The 17,041-nt window shown below is 64.1% G+C and carries 16 protein-coding genes and 1 tRNA gene; 6 read left to right on the top strand and 11 right to left on the bottom strand.

Features of this window, described 5'->3' with window-relative positions; all coding sequences use genetic code 11:
- The first annotated feature begins 98 nt into the window (after positions 1–98).
- A tRNA-Leu gene (locus M0765_RS15910) sits at positions 99–183 on the top strand.
- 16 nt (positions 184–199) lie between these two features.
- Here the strand turns inward: M0765_RS15910 and M0765_RS15905 are convergent.
- Positions 200–1,132, bottom strand: coding sequence for an SDR family oxidoreductase (locus M0765_RS15905; RefSeq protein ID WP_258504583.1), 933 nt, complete (start codon positions 1,130–1,132; stop codon positions 200–202).
- A gap of 63 nt (positions 1,133–1,195) precedes the next feature.
- On the opposite strand from M0765_RS15905, the gene M0765_RS15900 reads away from it, so the two are divergent.
- A complete protein-coding gene (locus tag M0765_RS15900) occupies positions 1,196–2,260 on the top strand; it encodes a CDP-6-deoxy-delta-3,4-glucoseen reductase (RefSeq protein WP_258504582.1) in 1,065 nt (354 codons plus the stop codon).
- A 29-nt stretch (positions 2,261–2,289) separates the two neighbouring features.
- Positions 2,290–3,267 carry a Bug family tripartite tricarboxylate transporter substrate binding protein gene (locus M0765_RS15895; protein ID WP_258504580.1) on the top strand — a complete coding sequence of 326 codons (978 nt, stop codon included), beginning with the start codon at positions 2,290–2,292 and terminating at the stop codon, positions 3,265–3,267.
- 10 nt (positions 3,268–3,277) lie between these two features.
- Here the strand turns inward: M0765_RS15895 and M0765_RS15890 are convergent, their stop codons facing one another.
- From M0765_RS15890 to M0765_RS15855, 8 genes are all read right to left on the bottom strand, one after another.
- Positions 3,278–4,051, bottom strand: coding sequence for an ABC transporter ATP-binding protein (locus M0765_RS15890; RefSeq protein ID WP_258508284.1), 774 nt, complete (start codon positions 4,049–4,051; stop codon positions 3,278–3,280).
- A gap of 10 nt (positions 4,052–4,061) precedes the next feature.
- Positions 4,062–4,835, bottom strand: a complete 774-nt coding sequence (locus tag M0765_RS15885; protein WP_258504579.1) for an ABC transporter ATP-binding protein — start codon at positions 4,833–4,835, stop codon at positions 4,062–4,064.
- Positions 4,836–4,854: 19 nt separating this feature from the next.
- Positions 4,855–6,051, bottom strand: coding sequence for an ABC transporter permease subunit (locus M0765_RS15880; RefSeq protein ID WP_157612705.1), 1,197 nt, complete (start codon positions 6,049–6,051; stop codon positions 4,855–4,857).
- 13 nt (positions 6,052–6,064) lie between these two features.
- Positions 6,065–6,994: a branched-chain amino acid ABC transporter permease gene (locus M0765_RS15875; protein ID WP_126745652.1), complete on the bottom strand. Its 930-nt coding sequence runs from the start codon at positions 6,992–6,994 to the stop codon at positions 6,065–6,067.
- A 241-nt stretch (positions 6,995–7,235) separates the two neighbouring features.
- Positions 7,236–8,528, bottom strand: coding sequence for a replication-associated recombination protein A (locus M0765_RS15870; RefSeq protein ID WP_258504576.1), 1,293 nt, complete (start codon positions 8,526–8,528; stop codon positions 7,236–7,238).
- A gap of 22 nt (positions 8,529–8,550) precedes the next feature.
- Positions 8,551–9,183 carry an outer membrane lipoprotein chaperone LolA gene (lolA, locus tag M0765_RS15865; protein WP_258504574.1) on the bottom strand — a complete coding sequence of 211 codons (633 nt, stop codon included), beginning with the start codon at positions 9,181–9,183 and terminating at the stop codon, positions 8,551–8,553.
- 154 nt (positions 9,184–9,337) lie between these two features.
- Positions 9,338–11,740: a DNA translocase FtsK gene (locus tag M0765_RS15860; protein ID WP_258504572.1), complete on the bottom strand. Its 2,403-nt coding sequence runs from the start codon at positions 11,738–11,740 to the stop codon at positions 9,338–9,340.
- A 91-nt stretch (positions 11,741–11,831) separates the two neighbouring features.
- The gene (locus M0765_RS15855; protein WP_126745648.1) at positions 11,832–12,506 is read right to left on the bottom strand and encodes a Crp/Fnr family transcriptional regulator; all 675 of its coding nucleotides are present in this window, start codon (positions 12,504–12,506) and stop codon (positions 11,832–11,834) included.
- A gap of 182 nt (positions 12,507–12,688) precedes the next feature.
- On the opposite strand from M0765_RS15855, the gene trxB reads away from it, so the two are divergent.
- From trxB to rpmG, 3 genes are all read left to right on the top strand, one after another.
- Positions 12,689–13,648 (top strand): thioredoxin-disulfide reductase, encoded by a 960-nt coding sequence (trxB, locus tag M0765_RS15850; RefSeq protein ID WP_258504570.1) that lies wholly within the window; start codon positions 12,689–12,691, stop codon positions 13,646–13,648.
- 182 nt (positions 13,649–13,830) lie between these two features.
- Positions 13,831–14,064: a 50S ribosomal protein L28 gene (gene rpmB / locus M0765_RS15845; RefSeq protein ID WP_007830293.1), complete on the top strand. Its 234-nt coding sequence runs from the start codon at positions 13,831–13,833 to the stop codon at positions 14,062–14,064.
- Between the two features lie 11 nt (positions 14,065–14,075).
- Positions 14,076–14,249, top strand: coding sequence for a 50S ribosomal protein L33 (gene rpmG, locus M0765_RS15840; protein ID WP_007830291.1), 174 nt, complete (start codon positions 14,076–14,078; stop codon positions 14,247–14,249).
- Positions 14,250–14,418: 169 nt separating this feature from the next.
- Here rpmG and M0765_RS15835 read toward each other — a convergent pair whose 3' ends face one another.
- Both M0765_RS15835 and M0765_RS15830 read right to left on the bottom strand, forming a co-directional pair.
- A complete protein-coding gene (locus M0765_RS15835) occupies positions 14,419–15,633 on the bottom strand; it encodes a DesA family fatty acid desaturase (RefSeq protein WP_157612700.1) in 1,215 nt (404 codons plus the stop codon).
- Between the two features lie 132 nt (positions 15,634–15,765).
- Positions 15,766–17,037, bottom strand: coding sequence for an RsmB/NOP family class I SAM-dependent RNA methyltransferase (locus M0765_RS15830; protein ID WP_258504558.1), 1,272 nt, complete (start codon positions 17,035–17,037; stop codon positions 15,766–15,768).
- Positions 17,038–17,041: the final 4 nt, after the last annotated feature.

Below are 17,041 nucleotides of genomic sequence, written 5' to 3'. Positions count from 1 at the left end.
GTTGAGCGCCCCCTCGGGGGCAGCGAATACACGAAGTGATGAGCGTGGGGGCAATTCATATTCCCACTGTGCCATAATTTTGGGCTTCGTTCCGATGTGCCCGGGTGGTGAAATTGGTAGACGCAGGGGACTCAAAATCCCCCACCGAAAGGTGTGCCGGTTCGATTCCGGCCCCGGGCACCACATTTTTGACCGGCATTCAGGCCGCCTCGCGCAGCCCCGTATGCACCGTCGGGTGCGCAAGCCGCACGCGCAGTTCGCGCTTGAGCCGCGTGTTGTCCAGCCGGCGCGATTCCCCCAAGAAACTCAGCAATTGCAGCGGTAACTGGCGCTCGGCTTCGTCGCGTGCCACGCGCGGCGGGCGGGGCATGCCGTACATGTCGGCGGCCAGGTCGATGTAGTCGCCCATGCGCAGCTCGGTGTCGTCGGCGGCATGCACGATGCGCTGCGGCCGGCCGCGGAACAGCGCCGCCACGCAGGCGCGCGCAAGATCGTCGGCATGAATGTGGCTGGTGAACACGTCGTCCTCCCGCCGCAGCACGGGCGTTCCGCGCTGCAAGCGCTGGCGCGGTGTGCCGCCCTCCCGGTCGGGCGCGTAGATGCCCGGAATGCGCAGGATGCTTGCGCGCACGCCCGCGCTGCGGCCGAGCCAGCGCACGGCGCGCTCGGCGTCCACGCGGCGGTGGGCACGGGGCGTGTCGGGCCGCACGGTGCGTGTTTCGCTCACGCGCGCACCGCCGCAGTCGCCGTAAACCCCGCTGGTGGAGCCATAGACGAATGCAAGCGGCGTGGACCGCAGTCGCAGTGCACGCGCCAGCGCGGTGGTGCGCTGGTCGCGCCACCAGGCGGCGCCGCCGTCGCGGGCGGGTGGGGCCAGGTGCAGCACACGGCTGGCCACGCCAGCCAGCCGGCGAAGCGTGGCCGGATCGTCGAGATTGCCCACGAGCGGGCGGATGCCGGCCGCCCGCAGCGCCTGCACCCGCTCGGCCGACGAAGTGAGTGCCACCAGCTGCATGCGGCCGCGCAGGTTGCGGGCCACACGCTGGCCGACGTCTCCGCAACCGACGATCAGCAGGCGCTCGCGGCGAAAGCGCGCCGGCAGCGCGCCGGAAGGGCTATTGATTGAAGGCAAAATCCGGGTTCCTTTCCCTTTTTCTCTTTTCTGCTCCAGGCTGAAACAAGCCGAAGAATACCGATGACTGTTGCAGCGCCGCATGACGCGGGCTTTTCCATCACCGTCGAGCCCAGCGGGCGGCATTTCGTGGTGCATGGCGACGAAACCATTCTCGCGGCCGGCATCCGGCAAGGCATTGGCCTCCCCTATGGCTGCAAGGACGGCGCCTGCGGCTCCTGCAAGTGCAAGAAGCTCTCGGGCGAGGTGGAGCTGGGGCCGCACCAGAGCAAGGCCCTGAGCGCCGAGGAGCAGCTGGCGGGTTTCGTGCTGACCTGCTGCGCCCATGCCAAGAGCGACGTGGTGCTCGAGTCGCGCCAAGTCACGGAAGCCGGTGCTTTTCCGATCCGCAAGATGCCCGTGCGGGTGCTGGCGCTCACGCGCCTGTCGCACGACGTGATGAAGCTGCGCCTGCAGCTGCCGGCGGGTGAGCCGCTGCAGTTCCATGCGGGCCAGTATGTGGAATTCATCCTGCGCGACGGCGCGCGCCGCAGCTATTCGATGGCCAATGCGCCACACACGCTGAGCGAGCCGGGCACGGGCATCGAATTGCACTTGCGGCATTTGCCGGGCGGCAAGTTCACCGATCACGTGTTCGGCGTGATGAAGGAGAAGGAAATCCTTCGCATCGAAGGCCCTTACGGCAGCTTTTTCCTGCGCGAAGACTCCAGCAAGCCGATGATCCTCCTGGCCTCCGGCACGGGCTTCGCGCCGATCAAGGCACTGCTCGAACACATGAAGTTCAAGGGCATCGAACGGCCGGCCGCGCTCTACTGGGGCGGCCGCCGGCCCGAAGACCTGTACATGGACGCCTGGCTGCGCGAGCAACTCGCGGAAATGCCGAACCTGCGCTACGTGCCGGTCGTTTCCAACGCCACGCCCGAAGACAACTGGACCGGCCGCACGGGCTTTGTCCACCGCGCGGTGCTGGAAGACTTTGCCGACCTCTCGGGCCATCAGGTGTACGCCTGCGGCGCGCCGATCGTGGTCGATTCGGCCAAGCACGACTATGTGGCGGTGGCCGGCCTGCCCGAAGAAGAGTTCTTTGCCGACGCGTTCACCACCGAGGCCGACAAGGCGCTGCCCTGATCGGCCTGCCTCCCTTGGACCACACAAAAATGAAAACGAGACACTTCCTCTTCACCCTCCTCGCAAGCGCCGCCGCACTGCTTGCCACCGGCCAAGCCGCTGCGCAGCAGCAGCGCCCCATCCGCCTTGTGGTGCCGTACGCCGCGGGCGGCCCGATCGACGTGACCGCCCGAATCCTGGCCGAGCGCGTGAAAGACAGCCTGGGCACGGTCATCATCGACAACAAGCCCGGCGCGGGCGGCAACATCGGCGCCGACGCTGTGGCCAAGGCCGCGCCTGACGGACTCACGATCGGCATAGCGGCCACGGCCACGCATGCGGTCAATCCGTGGCTCTACAGCAAGATTCCATTCAATGCGGCCAGCGACTTCGCGCCCGTCACGCAGATGGTGCGCGTACCCAATGTGCTGGTGATGAACGCTGAAACAGCGCTGCGCCTGAAGATCAACACCGTGGCCGACCTGATCCGCTACGCCAAGGCCAACCCGGCCAAGCTCAACTACGGCAGCGGCGGCAACGGCAGCGCCGGGCACCTGGCGGGCGAGTTGTTCAAGAAGCAGGCCGGCATCTTTGCGCTGCACATTCCGTACAACGGCGGCAATCCGGCGCAGTTGGCCCTGCTATCGGGCCAGGTCGACTTCAACTTCGACAACCTTGCCACGGCAGCGCCGAACATCCGCTCGGGCAAGCTCAAGGCCATTGCCGTCACCACCTTGCAGCGCAGCAGCGCCATGCCCGACGTGCCGCCCGTGGCCGACACGCTCAAGGGCTTTTCGATCGACACCTGGTGGGGGCTGGTGGCGCCTGCCGGCACGCCGCACGACGTGCTCGCAAAGCTCAACCAGGCCTTTGTGGCGGCGCTGAATGCACCGGAAACGAAGACTCGTTTTGCCACGCTGCTGGCTGAGCCGGTAGCCAGTTCGCCGGAGCAGTTCGGCGCGTTCATGAAGAGCGAGCTCTCCAAGTACGAAGCCGTGGTGAAGGCCACCGGTGCAAGGGTCGATTGACCCTCGCGGTTTACTCGCCCAGGTAAGCGGCCCGCACGCGCGGGTCGCGCAGCAGTTCTTTCGCGTCGCCCGTCATGGTGATGAGCCCCGACTCCATCACGTAGCCGCGGTCGGCCAGCTGCAGTGCGCGGTTGGCGTTCTGCTCCACCAGCAGAATGGTCACGCCCTGCGCGGCCACGGTTTGCACCACCTCGAAGATCTTGTCGCACATAATGGGCGACAGGCCCATGGTCGGCTCATCGAGCAGCAGCACCTTGGGCCGCGCCATGAGCGCGCGGCCCATGGCCAGCATCTGCTGTTCGCCGCCCGACATGGTGCCCGCGAGCTGGTCCTTGCGCTCGCGCAGGCGCGGGAAGGTCACGAACACGCGCTCCATGTCGCTGGCGATCTCGGCCTTGTCCTTGCGGATGTAGGCCCCGATCTGCAGGTTTTCGGTGATCGTCATGCGCGTGAACACGCCGCGGCCTTCGGGCACCATCACGAGGCCCTCGCTGACCAGGTCCCACGCCCCGCGGCCCTTGATGTTGCGGCCCAGGAATTCGATGCTGCCGGCGCCCGCAGGCAGCGTGCCGGTGATCGCCTTCATGGTGGTGGTCTTGCCGGCCCCGTTGGAGCCGATGAGCGACACCAGTTCGCCTTCATGAACCTCGAAGTCGACGCCCTTCACGGCCTGGATGCCGCCGTAGCCGACCTTCAGGCCGCTGACCTTGAGCAGCGTCTTGCCGGGGGCATTGGCAGCGGTCTTCGGCGGGGTGGCGGTGGTTGTTTCTTCTACGCTCGTCATCGTCGTCATTTCAGTGTCCTCCGGTGCCGAGGTAAGCCTCGATCACCTTCTCGTTCTTCTGCACGTCGTAGGGCGTGCCTTCGGCAATCTGCTTGCCGTAGTCGAGCACGGTGACGCGGTCGCACAGGCCCATGATGAGCTTGACGTCGTGTTCGATGATCAGGATGGTGCGGTCGTCCTTGCGGATGCGGTCGATCAGTTCGCGCAGCAGCACCTTCTCGGTCGAATTCATGCCGGCGGCGGGCTCGTCGAGTGCGATGAGCTGCGGGTCGGTGGCCAATGCGCGCGCAATTTCAAGCCGGCGCTGGTCGCCGTACGAGAGCGTGCGCGCCTTGTAGTCGGCAAACTTGCCGATGCCCACGTAGTCGAGCAGTTCTTGTGCGCGGTCGGCAATGGCCTTTTCCTCGGCCTTGAACGAACGCGTGCGCAGCATGGCGCCGAACACGCCCGAGTGGGTGCGGATGTGGCGCCCGACCATGACGTTCTCGAGTGCCGTCATTTCGGAGAACAGGCGAATGTTCTGGAAGGTGCGCGCAATGCCGGCCTTGGCCACTTCATGCACGGCCGTGGGCTGGTAGGGCTTGCCGGCGAGCTCGAAGCTGCCGCTGTCGGGCGTATAGAGCCCGGTGATCACGTTGAAGAACGTGGTCTTGCCGGCGCCGTTGGGGCCGATCAGTCCGTAGACCTGGCCGCGCTTGATGGTGATGCCGACCTCGGAAAGCGCCTGCAGGCCGCCGAAGCGCTTGGAAATTCCGCGAACGTCGAGGATGGTGTCTGTCGTCATGTTGATTGCTTCCTTCGGCTCACGGATTGATCGACATGGGACGCGAAGCCGCACCCGGCAATTCGTCTGCAGGCGTTTCGATGCCAGGCGCGTGGGTCTGGAGCGAACCCGGTGCCACGGGGGCGTCCGGGGCCACGCCCTTGCGCTGCAAGGTCTTGCCATGCTCGGGCGAAGGCCAGAGGCCGCGCGGACGCATCAGCATGATGACGATCATGGCCAGCGCGATGAAGAGCTGACGCAGGATGGACGCATCGAGGCGGCCGTCGGTCATGGCCTGCAGCGGGCCGGCCACGTAGCGCAGCACTTCGGGCAAGGCGGCCAGCAGCACGGCGCCGAGAATCACGCCCGGCAGGTGGCCGATGCCGCCCAATACGACCATGGCGACGATCATCACCGACTCCATGAGGCTGAACGACTCCGGCGACACGAAGCCTTGGAAGGCCGCGAACATGGCGCCCGACACGCCGCCGAAGCTGGCGCCCATGCCGAAGGCCAACAGCTTCATGTTGCGGGTGTTGATGCCCATCGCCTTGGCGGCGATTTCGTCTTCGCGGATGGCCATCCAGGCGCGGCCGATGCGGGAGATCTGCAAGCGGTGCGAAATGATGATCGTGGCGATCACCAGCGCAAGGAACAGGTAGTAGTAGAGCGTGACCGACGAGATCGTGAAGCCGTCGAACTTCCATGCCTTGCCGAGGTCGAGCCCCCAGAACTTGATGGAGTCGATGGCGGTGATGCCCTTGGGTCCGTTGGTGATGTTGATCGGCTGGTCGAGGTTGTTCAGGAACACCCGGATGATTTCGCCAAAGCCGAGCGTCACGATGGCCAGGTAGTCACCCCGCAGCTTGAGCGTGGGCGCCCCGAGCATCACGCCCAGCACCCCCGCCACCACCAATGCCAGCGGTATCACGATGAGCAGCGAGGTGTGCAGCCCGTTCGGGAACATGGCCTTGAACCACGGGAAGGTGTCCGAAAGGTGCGACGAGCCCATGAGCGCGAAGAGGTACGCGCCCACCGCAAAGAAGGCGACATAGCCCAGGTCGAGCAAGCCGGCGTAGCCGACGACGATGTTCAGGCCGAGCGCGAGCATCACGTAGAGCAACGCGATGTCGGCGATGCGCACCCAGGCATTGCCCTGGCTTTGCAGGAAGATCGGCAGCGCGAGCACCGCGACGACGCCGAGGATGTAGAGAGCGAGGTTCTTGCTGTTCTTCATGGTGTGCTGCTCCTCAGGCCCGATCCGCCACGCGCTCGCCGAGCAGGCCCGAAGGCCGCAGCGTGAGCATGACGATCAACACGATGAAAGCGAAGATGTCGCTGTAGTTGCTGCCGAGCACGCCGCCGGTGATGGCACCGATGTAGCCGGAGCCGATGGCTTCGATCAACCCGAGCAGGATGCCGCCGACCACCGCGCCGGCCAGGTTGCCGATGCCGCCGAACACTGCCGCGGTAAAGGCCTTGAGGCCGGGCAGGAAGCCCATGGCGTGCTGCGCAATGCCGTAGTTCGAGGCGTACATGACGCCGGCAATGGCCGCGAGCACGGCGCCGATGATGAACGTGGCCGAAATGACCATGTCGGGCCGGATGCCCATGAGCGCCGCGACGCGCGGGTTCTCGGCGGTGGCGCGCATGGCGCGGCCGAGCTTGGTGTAGTTGACCAGCCACATCAGCACCACGAGCGAGAACGCCGTGACGCTCAGGATCATGACCTGCGTGGGCGAGATCACCGCGCCGCCCACCTCGATGGGCGTGGTCGACAGCAGGTTGGGATACGCCTTGTTGGTGGGCTTCCAGATGATCATTGCCAGCGTCTGCAGCAGGATCGACATGCCGATGGCAGTGATGAGCGGCGCGAGCTTGGGGCTGTTGCGAAGGGGCCGGTAGGCAACCTTCTCGATCACGAAGTTGAGCGTGGCGGCCACCACGCAGGCAATGACCAGCGAGATGATGAGGATCAACCATCCGGGCGTGCCGGGCATCGATTCCTGCATGAGCCCGATGATGGTCCAGCTTGTAAGCGCCCCCACCATCAGCACTTCGCCGTGTGCAAAGTTGATCAGATTGATGATGCCGTACACCATTGTGTAGCCCAAGGCTATCAAGGCATACATGCTGCCGAGGACCAGACCGTTGATGATCTGCTGCAGCAATATTTCCATAACGCGTTCCCTATTTATTGCACCGTTGCAGGGTGCCATTCACCCACCGTGGCACCGGTTTGGCACCTTGGCTTGATAAGCAAAAAACCAGCCAACATGTGTCGCTGGCTGATTTGTGGGCGGGATTGTAAGCACGCGCCAGCGCCGATTTGGTGCGCGCTCACCGGGGTTTACCCGCTCAAGTCATGCTATATGTAAGTGAAGCCATGCATCGCACGCACGCAAGCGTGCATGCGGCACGTTACTCATCGTGCTGGCCGTTGAGGCGGCGAAGTTCGCGCAATTTTTCTGCTATGCGGATCTCGAGGCCGCGCTCCACGGGCTGGTAGAAAACCTGGCCCTCGAGGCCGTCGGGCAGGTAGCGCTCGCCGGCGGCAAAGCCGCCCTCTTCGTCGTGCGCGTAGCGGTAGCCCTTGCCGTAGTCGAGCTCCTTCATGAGCTTGGTGGGCGCGTTGCGCAGGTGCATGGGCACGGGGCGCGTGCTGTCTTTCTTGATGAGCGCGCGCACGGCGTTGTAGGCGGTGTAGACGGCGTTCGACTTGGGCGCCATGGCCAGGTAGATCACGCACTCGGCCAACGCAAGCTCGCCCTCCGGCGTGCCGAGCCGCTCATAGACCTCGGCCGCGTCAAGCGCCAGCCGCAGCGCGCGCGGATCGGCCAGGCCGATGTCCTCGCTGGCCATGCGCACCAGCCGCCGCGCCATGTAGCGCGGGTCGGCGCCGCCGTCGAGCATGCGCACGAACCAGTAGAGCGAGGCGTCGGGGTCGCTGCCGCGCACCGACTTGTGCAGCGCGCTGATGGTGTCGTAGAACTGCTCACCGCCCTTGTCGTAGCGCCGCATGCGCTCGCCGAGCACGCGCAGCAGCCATTCGTCGGTGATGTTGTCGAGCTTCTCGGCCTTGGCCGCAACGGCCAGCGTCTCGAGCGTGTTGAGCAGGCGCCGTGCGTCGCCGTCGGAGTAGGCGACAAGCCTGTCGATGGCCGCGCCTTCGATGGCCGGAACGGCCTGGATGGCCTGCGCCTTGGCCACAATCTGCTTGAGATCGGTCTCGGTGAGCGGTTGCAGCACATACACCGCTGCCCGCGAAAGCAAGGCCGAGTTGACCTCGAACGACGGGTTTTCGGTGGTGGCGCCGATAAAAGTGAAAAGCCCCGACTCCACGTGCGGCAGGAACGCGTCCTGCTGGCTCTTGTTGAACCGGTGCACCTCGTCGACGAAGACGATGGTCCGCTGCTGTTCGAGGCCGTCGCGCGCCGCGGTGGCGCGCTCGACCGCCTCGCGGATGTCTTTCACGCCGCCGAGCACGGCGCTGATGCTCAGGAACTGCGCATCGAAGGCATCTGCCATCAGGCGCGCAATGGTCGTCTTGCCGGTGCCGGGCGGCCCCCAGAGAATGCAGGAATGCGGCTGGCCCGACTCGAAGGCAATGCGCAGCGGCATGCCCGGCCCCAGCAGATGCTGCTGGCCGATCACCTCGCCCAGCGTCTTCGGACGCAGGCGCTCGGCAAGGGGTTGATGCGAACTGGTGGCCAAACCTGCCTGTCTGTCTGATCTTCTATTGCTTGATGACGTCGGCACCGGCCGGCGCCTTGAATTCGAACACATTGGCGTTGAGCGCCGGGTTCACTTCGACCTTGCTGAACTTGAGCACCGAGCGCTGTCCAAAGCTGTCGAGAATTTCAAGCGCCGCCAGCGAGTCGCCCTGGAAGCCGACCAGCACATTCTGCAGCTGGCCGTCCTTGTTCTTGGGCGTCGCCTTGACCCACTGCAGGCCATCGCGCTCGGGCGCGGCCTCGAGCGTGAAATCTGCCTGCAGCGCGCGCACGTCCGGGGCCGCGGCAATCAGCGCGGCGGGTGTGGAGCCCAGTGCCTGCGACTGGGCACGCTGCGTCACCTGGTTCAGGTCGGCGTCGTACAGCCAGAGCGTCTTGCCGTCGGCCACGATGACCTGCGCGAACGGCTTCTGATAGTCGAACTTGAATTTACCGGGGCGCTGGAATTCGAAAGTGCCGTTCGATGTCTTGGTACGGCCCGGCTGCCCTTCGCGCGGCGGCGCGGTAACGGTCTGGGTGAACTCGGCGCGGCCCGACTTGACCGTCTTCACGAAGGCTTCGAGGCTCTCCAGGCCACCGGCCCAGGCGTTCGCGGATGAGAGAAGGCCGATCAACAGCCAATGACGAAATTTCAATTTGGATTCCTCGGAAAAGCAGTGGCGTTGAAGCGACCTTACCCCGCCGCGCGTTGCGGCATGTGCGGGGTTTGATGAAGTTTTGCAACGTTATTGCAGCTTTTGCAACGTGCCTGTCGGCGCGGGACGCCTGGGCTCGCAGGTGTTTTGCCGGTTATTCCGCGCGTGCGGGCACCAGGATTTCGCGTTGCCCACTGCCGCTCATGGCGCTGACCAGGCCCGCCTTTTCCATGTCTTCGACCAGCCGTGCCGCGCGGTTGTAGCCGATCTTCAGGTGACGCTGCACCAGCGAAATGCTGGCCTTGCGGTTCTTGAGCACCACCTCCACGGCCTGGTCGTACATCGGGTCTTTCTCGGCGTCACCGCCCTCGCCCAGCATGTCGCCGTCGCCATCGACCGTGCCGCCTTCGAGCACGCCTTCGATGTAGTCGGGCTCGCCTTGGCTCTTGAGGTAGGCCACCACGCGGTGCACTTCTTCGTCGCTCACGAACGCGCCATGCACGCGAATCGGCAGGCCGGTGCCGCTGGGCATGTAGAGCATGTCGCCCATGCCGAGCAGCGCTTCGGCGCCCATCTGGTCGAGGATGGTGCGGCTGTCGATCTTGCTCGACACCTGGAAAGCGATGCGGGTCGGAATGTTCGCCTTGATGAGGCCGGTGATCACGTCGACGCTGGGCCGCTGCGTGGCAAGAATGAGGTGGATGCCAGCGGCGCGCGCCTTTTGCGCGAGCCGGGCAATGAGCTCTTCGATCTTCTTGCCGACCACCATCATCAGGTCGGCCAGCTCGTCGATCACGACGACGATGTGCGGCTCGCGCTTGAGCGGCTCGGGATCGTCCGGCGTGAGGCTGAACGGGTTGTAGATGAACTCTTCGCGCGCCTTGGCTTCGTCGATCTTGGCGTTGTAGCCGGCGAGATTGCGCACCCCCAGCTTGCTCATGAGCTTGTAGCGGCGCTCCATCTCGGCCACGCACCAGTTCAGGCCGTGCGCGGCCTGGCGCATGTCGGTGACCACGGGCGCCAGCAGGTGCGGAATGCCTTCGTAGACCGACATTTCGAGCATCTTCGGGTCGATCATGAGCAGGCGAACGTCGCGCGCCTCGGCCTTGTAGAGCAGCGACAGGATCATGGCGTTGATACCCACCGACTTGCCCGAACCGGTGGTACCGGCCACCAGCACGTGCGGCATCTTTGCAAGATCGGCCACCACGGGGTTGCCAATGATGTCCTTGCCCAGGCCCATGGTCAGGAACGACTTGCCTTCGTTGTAGACCTGCGAGCCCAGGATTTCGCTGAGCTTGATCGACTGGCGCTTGGCGTTCGGCAACTCGAGCGCCATGTAGTTCTTGCCCGGAATGGTTTCGACCACGCGAATCGACACCAGCGAGAGCGAGCGCGCAAGGTCCTTGGCAAGGCCGACGATCTGCGAGCCCTTCACACCGGTCGCAGGCTCGATTTCGTAGCGCGTGATCACGGGGCCGGGAGAGGCCAGCACCACGCGCACCTCGACGCCGAAGTCCTTGAGCTTCTTCTCGATCATGCGCGAGGTCATCTCGAGCGTGTCGGGAGAAACCGTTTCCTGGCGCGCCTGCGCGGCGTCGAGCAGGTCGACCTGCGGCAGCTTGCTGTCGGGCAGTTCCTTGAAGAGCGGCTTCTGGCGCTCCTTGACGACGCGGTCGCTCCTGGGTACTTCGGTCATCGCAGGTTCGATCTGCACCGGCGGAGAGGGCACCCGCCGCTTGGGGCGCGGCTCGATGCGCAGTTCTTCGTCGTCATCGGCGCCCATCGGCTCGACAACGCCGCCCGGTTCTCGCGAGAACACGGGCTCCTCGGCTTCCGCGCGTTCCCGGGCGGCCTGCTTGCCCATGGCAATGTCGGCCGCCAGTTCGCGTTTTTCGCGGCGCGATTCGAACAGCGAGTAGGCGCGCGCGCCGATGCGCTCGGCAATCAGGCTCCATGAGAAGCGGAACACCAACGCCGAGCCGATCACGCCGGCCGCAATGGCCACCAGCGCCGAACCCGTAAAGCCGAGCCAGCGCACGCTTGCGGGCCCGACGAGGTAGCCGAGCGCGCCGCCGCCCGAACCCGGCAAATACGATTCGAGCCGGTACAGGCGCGACCACTCGAGCGTGGTGCTCGCGCAGAGCAGCAACACCAGGCCGAACCAGAACGCCAGCCGGCTGCGATTGAACCGGCCGCGCACCGGCTGCTCGGCAGGCGCGGCCTCGCCTCCGCGAAGCCAGTTGGCCAGGGAAGACAACCAAGCCCGGAGCCCCGCGGCCAGGCACCACCAGACCGAGTAGCCAGCCAGGAAATAGCTGCCGTCCGCCAGCCATGCGCCGATGCGGCCCGCCCAATTCTTGATTTCTCCTCCGGTGCCGGAGGTCGACCAGGCTGCATCCGAAGGCGTGAAGCTCAGCATGGCAAGCAGCCAGAACAGCAACGCGGCAAATCCCGCGATCAGCGTGATTTCGTGGGCAAAGCGCATGGCGCGAACGCGCACGGGTTGCCCCTCGGCGGCCGAAGAAGATTGAAGCGTATTGAGCGAATAGGTCATGAAAAACACAGCACCCAGCGCTCGGAAGCGGCGGCTGGAGGCCTGAACACTACAACAAAAGGACTTGGCCGCCAGGAGCGCCGGTAACGGCTCAAGTCAGCGACAGGAGCCGTTCCTTGACGAGCATGGAGCCGTCGTCCTGCGTCTGCACAAATCCGCGCTCTTCCAGATCCTTCATCACGCGGCTCACCATCTCGCGCGAGGCACCGACCATTTTCGCAAGGTCCTGGCGGGAGATCTTGTCGCGCACCTTGAGGTTGCCCGCTCCGTCGTCAATGGCGAACTCCAGCAGCGAGCGTGCCACGCGGCCATACACATCCATGAGCGCGAGCGACTCGATCTTGCGATCGGCATGGCGCAGGCGCTGCACGAGCCCGCGCATGATGTTGTAGGCCATGGAGGAGTTTTCGGGCAGGCAGCGCGCAAACGCGTCGCGGCCGAGCATGAGCACGTCGCATTGGATTTCGGTGCGCACCGTGGCCGAATGCGGCTCGTCGTCGATCAGGCTCATTTCGCCGATGTAGTCGCCGGGGTGCAGCGTGGCAAGAATCACCTCGCGGCCACGGCTGTCGGCGCTGGTGACGCGCGCGCGCCCGGTCAGAATGATGTAGAGCGCATCGGACTTCTTGCCCTGCTCCACAATGATTTCCGCTCGCTTGAGACGCTTCTTGACGATCGCATCCGCAATGCTCGACGACTGAGAAGACGTGAGCGAGGCAAACAGCGGAACGCGCCGCAGCAATTCAAGATTGGACAGCATCGACATTTATCAATCCCTGATACGGCGCGTGGGGAGCCCGTCCGCCGGCAAGCCGATGGATTACTACAATCGCGCGCATTGAAAACACCGTGCACCCGGTGTTGAACCGAGCGGTGATACTCCACATATATCGCTACCACCCTGAAAATGTACACGCTGAAGCAGCGCAAATCCTAGGTTTTCTACTCATGTCCGCACCCCAACACGCCAAGGTTTTGATTCTGGGCTCCGGCCCCGCCGGCTATACCGCCGCTGTTTATGCAGCCCGCGCGAACCTCCAGCCTTTGCTGATTACCGGCATTGCCCAAGGCGGACAATTGATGACGACCACCGAAGTCGACAATTGGCCGGCCGACGTGCACGGCGTGCAAGGCCCCGAGCTGATGCAGCGTTTTCTTGAACACGCGGAGCGTTTCAAGACACAAATTGTTTTCGATCACATTAACAAAGTTGATCTAAGCAAGCGTCCTTTTACATTGACGGGCGACAGCGGCACTTACACCTGTGATTCTTTGATCATTGCCACAGGCGCTTCCGCCAAGTACCTGGGTCTCGATTCGGAACAGAAATTCATGGGCCGCGGCGTTTCGGCCTGCGCAACCTGCGACGGATTTTTTTACCGCGAGCAGGAAGTGTGCGTAATCGGGGGCGGCAATACGGCCGTCGAAGAAGCGCTGTATCTCGCCAACATCGCAAACAAGGTCACGCTGGTTCATCGCCGCGACAAATTCCGCGCAGAGCCCATCCTGATCGACAAGGTCAAGGAGAAGGTGGCCGAGGGCAAGATCGTGCTGAAGCTGCACAACGAACTCGACCAGGTGCTGGGCGACGACACCGGTGTGACAGGCATCCGGATCAAGAACACGCAGACCGGCGAAACCGAACAGATCGACCTCAAGGGCTGCTTCATCGCCATCGGGCACCACCCCAACACCGACATTTTCCAGGGACAGCTGGAAATGAAGGACAACTACATCCTGACCCGCTCGGGCCTGCAGGGTTTTGCCACGATGACCAGCATTCCCGGCGTTTTTGCCGCAGGCGACGTGCAGGACAACGTGTACCGCCAGGCCATCACGAGCGCTGGCACCGGCTGCATGGCCGCACTGGACGCCCAGCGCTTCCTGGAGCAGGACGGCACACTCTAGACCCGGGCTGCGCCAAAAGGGCTATAATCCGAGGCTTTGCCGAAATGAGGCCGCCCTTGTGGTGGCCATCAGCGTTCCGGCAAGCCGGGGTACCGCCACCCGTTTCTGGCGAGGTCAAGCTGCAAAACACCTGCAATCTCCACGGTTGCGCCGGTGCCAGCTGTTCAAGAAAGAGTGTCCTCATGGCACGCGTATGCGACGTAACGGGCAAAGGCCCGATGGTCGGAAACAATGTTTCCCACGCCAACAACAAAACCAAGCGCCGGTTCCTGCCGAACCTGCAATACCGCCGTTTCTGGGTCGAAACTGAAAACCGCTGGGTTCGCCTGCGTGTTTCGAGCGCCGCGCTGCGCTTGATCGACAAGAACGGCATCGACGCCGTGCTCGCAGACCTGCGCGCACGCGGCCAAGCTTAAGGAGCTGAATCATGGCAACGAGCAAAGGCGGACGCGAAAAGATCAAGCTGGAATCCACCGCGGGTACCGGCCACTTCTACACGACCAGCAAGAACAAGAAGACGATGCCTGAAAAGATGTCGATCATGAAGTTCGACCCCAAGGCGCGCAAGCACGTCGAATACAAGGAAATCAAGCTGAAGTAATTCAGCGCTGGTTCCACCAAACAAAAACCCCGCAGGGCTTGCCCGGCGGGGTTTTTGTTGCCCGTTTCTTTCTCTCTCGCTCCCTTGGGCGCAGAAAACGGGCGCAAAAAAAGCCGGCTCGAAGCCGGCTTTTTTATGAGGAGCGCGGTTCCCCGCCTCTTCTGATCGATCAGGCCCGTGCTGCGCGCAGACGCGTCGAGAACTCGCGCAGGCCGGCAATACCGCTGGCTTCGGCACGATGGCACCAGGCAGCCAGGTCGGCGGCCAGTTGCTCGCGAGATTGCGAGGTGTTGAGCCAGAGCTGGCGCAGCTCTTCGCGCATCGTGACCATCTTGTCGATCACCGGGTGGGCAGCGCGCGCCTGCACCAGGTGCGTGCGGGCCGAGGCCGGCACCTTGTCGTCGTCGCGATGCAGCCAGTTCTTGGCCGCCTTGAGCACCGAGATGTCGCCGCCCTTGGTCTTGAGCGCAATCAGCTCGGCCTTGGTCACGCGGCGCATTTCGCGGGCGTAGCCAGCCATGACTTCGTAGCGGTTGGCAATGACGGCTTCGAGCGTCTTTTCGTTGGCCACGGGCTGGATGTCGCCCATCTGCATCTTCGGCGGCACCTTCTTGACCTTGGCCCAACCGATCGCCTGCATCATCTGGATGTAGACCCAGCCGATGTCGAATTCGTACTTCTTGACCGAGAACTTGGCCGACGTGGGATACGTGTGGTGGTTGTTGTGCAGCTCTTCACCGCCAATGATCAGGCCCCAGGGCGAGACATTGCGGCTGGCGTCGGGCGCCTCGAAGTTGCGGTAGCCCCAGTAGTGGCCAATGCCGTTGATGATGCCGGCCGCCGTGATCGGAATCCACAGCATCTGCACCGCCCAGACGGTCAGGCCCAGCGCGCCGAAGAGCGCCAGGTTGATGACCAGCATGAGACCCACGCCTTGCCAGCTGTAGCGGGTGTACAGGTTGCGTTCGATCCAGTCGTCGGGCGTGCCGTGACCGTAGCGGTCCATCGTTTCCTTGTTCTTCGACTCGGCGCGATACAGCTCGGCGCCGCGCCAGAGCACTTCGTCGATGCCCTTGACCTGCGGGCTGTGCGGGTCTTCTTCGGATTCGCACTTGGCGTGGTGCTTGCGGTGAATGGCCACCCATTCCTTGGTGACCATGCCGGTGCCCAGCCAGAGCCAGAAACGGAAGAAATGCGAGGGGATCGGCCCCAGGTCCATTGCCCGGTGCGTCTGCGTACGGTGCAGGAAGATGGTGACCGCGGCGATCGTGATGTGCGTGGTGACGAGCGTGTACAACACGATCTGCCACCATGTCAGGTCCCACAAGCCGTGTCCGAGCCACTGGAGGGCCGCGCTCAAAACGGCAGAGTCAGGAATCAACATTGAATTAAGTACTCCATGGCCACACGAAGGTGCAGCCTTCAGTTAACCCACGATTTTAAGGTGGCAAGGCCAAAATGAGGCCTTTTACCCTTCCTTAATAGCGCAGATTTACCCTACTTTGGAGTGCCGAGCCTATTTGCGGTTCCACACCGCCGCAAAGAAACCGTCCGTGGCGTGGCGGTGGGGCCATAGCCGCAGGTAGCGCCGTCCGTCCTCGCCGCCCGCGCAAAGGGCCTCGAAACCCTCTACCTTCAGGCCCTGCAGCAGTTCTGCGGCGTTTTGGGGCACGAAGTCGGGGTTGGCGGCGCTGAAAGCCCCGGCAATGGCCTCGTTTTCCTCCGGCAGCACGCTGCAGGTGGCATAAATGAGACGCCCGCCCGATTTCAAGAGGCGTGCCGCGCTCTGCAGGATGGCCGCCTGCTTGACCGTCAGTTCCTCGACCGACTTGGCCGATTGGCGCCATTTCAGGTCGGGATTGCGGCGCAGCGTTCCCAGCCCCGAACACGGGGCATCGACCAGCACCCGGTCGATCTTGCCGGCCAGGCGTTTGATGCGGTCGTCGCGCTCGTGCGCAATGGCCGCCGGGTGAACATTCGAGAGCTTGCTGCGCGCCAGCCGCGGCTTGAGCGCATCGAGCCGGTGCGCCGACGTGTCGAAGGCGTAGAGCCGGCCGGTGTTGCGCATGGTCGCGCCAATCGCCAGCGTCTTGCCGCCGGCGCCGGCACAGAAGTCGACCACCATTTCGCCCCGTTTGGCGTCCAGCAGCAGTGCCAGCAATTGGGAGCCCTCGTCTTGCACCTCGACGGCGCCTCGGGCGAACGCGTCCAGCTTGGTCAGCGCCGGCTTGCCGTCGATGCGCAGACCCCACGGCGAGAACGGCGTGACTTCAGATTTGATAGCAGCCTTGGCAAGCTCCGCCTTGACTTCGGCGCGCTTGTCGGTAAGGGCATTGACCCGGAGATCGAGCGGCGCGGGCTGCTGCAGGCTCTCGACCAGCGGCCAGAAACCGTCGCCCAATTGCGCCTTGAGCGGCGCGACCAGCCACTCGGGGAGATTGTGGCGATGGCGTTCCAGCAGGTCTTCGGGCTTGACGGCATCGCAGTTGTCGAGCCAGCGCTTTTCGGTGTCGTTGAGCGCGCTCTTCAGAAAGTCGCGCGGGCCATGAAAGCCGAGGATCGCCATGCGGCGCTCCTTGGAGCCGCTGCCCGAGGGCGACAGGTGGTCGAACAGGAGCTTCTTGCGCAACACGGTGTAGACCGTCTCGGCAAGCGTGGCGCGCTCGCGGGGGCCGAACTCGCGGTGGTCGCGAAAAAATCGCGAAACGACCTGGTCGGCCGGATGATCGAATTTCAGGACAAGGCCGACCAGATCGGCGGTGGCCTCCAACAGGGCTTTGGGGTGCATACCC

Source organism: Variovorax sp. S12S4, from assembly GCF_023195515.1.
In the GTDB taxonomy this organism is placed as follows: domain Bacteria; phylum Pseudomonadota; class Gammaproteobacteria; order Burkholderiales; family Burkholderiaceae_C; genus Variovorax.
This window is presented reverse-complemented; position numbering and strand designations above follow the sequence as displayed.

Excerpts from the sequence above, each read along its gene's own strand:
- M0765_RS15890 (WP_258508284.1), bottom strand. The coding sequence starts at position 4,051 with ATGACGAGCGTAGAAGAAACAACCACCGCCACCCCGCCGAAGACCGCT.
- M0765_RS15855 (WP_126745648.1), bottom strand. The coding sequence starts at position 12,506 with ATGTCGATGCTGTCCAATCTTGAATTGCTGCGGCGCGTTCCGCTGTTT.
- M0765_RS15880 (WP_157612705.1), bottom strand. The coding sequence starts at position 6,051 with ATGAAGAACAGCAAGAACCTCGCTCTCTACATCCTCGGCGTCGTCGCG.
- trxB (WP_258504570.1), top strand. The coding sequence starts at position 12,689 with ATGTCCGCACCCCAACACGCCAAGGTTTTGATTCTGGGCTCCGGCCCC.
- M0765_RS15830 (WP_258504558.1), bottom strand. The coding sequence starts at position 17,037 with ATGCACCCCAAAGCCCTGTTGGAGGCCACCGCCGATCTGGTCGGCCTT.
- M0765_RS15885 (WP_258504579.1), bottom strand. The coding sequence starts at position 4,835 with ATGACGACAGACACCATCCTCGACGTTCGCGGAATTTCCAAGCGCTTC.
- rpmG (WP_007830291.1), top strand. The coding sequence starts at position 14,076 with ATGGCAACGAGCAAAGGCGGACGCGAAAAGATCAAGCTGGAATCCACC.
- M0765_RS15875 (WP_126745652.1), bottom strand. The coding sequence starts at position 6,994 with ATGGAAATATTGCTGCAGCAGATCATCAACGGTCTGGTCCTCGGCAGC.
- rpmB (WP_007830293.1), top strand. The coding sequence starts at position 13,831 with ATGGCACGCGTATGCGACGTAACGGGCAAAGGCCCGATGGTCGGAAAC.
- M0765_RS15900 (WP_258504582.1), top strand. The coding sequence starts at position 1,196 with ATGACTGTTGCAGCGCCGCATGACGCGGGCTTTTCCATCACCGTCGAG.
- M0765_RS15835 (WP_157612700.1), bottom strand. The coding sequence starts at position 15,633 with ATGTTGATTCCTGACTCTGCCGTTTTGAGCGCGGCCCTCCAGTGGCTC.
- M0765_RS15895 (WP_258504580.1), top strand. The coding sequence starts at position 2,290 with ATGAAAACGAGACACTTCCTCTTCACCCTCCTCGCAAGCGCCGCCGCA.
- M0765_RS15860 (WP_258504572.1), bottom strand. The coding sequence starts at position 11,740 with ATGACCTATTCGCTCAATACGCTTCAATCTTCTTCGGCCGCCGAGGGG.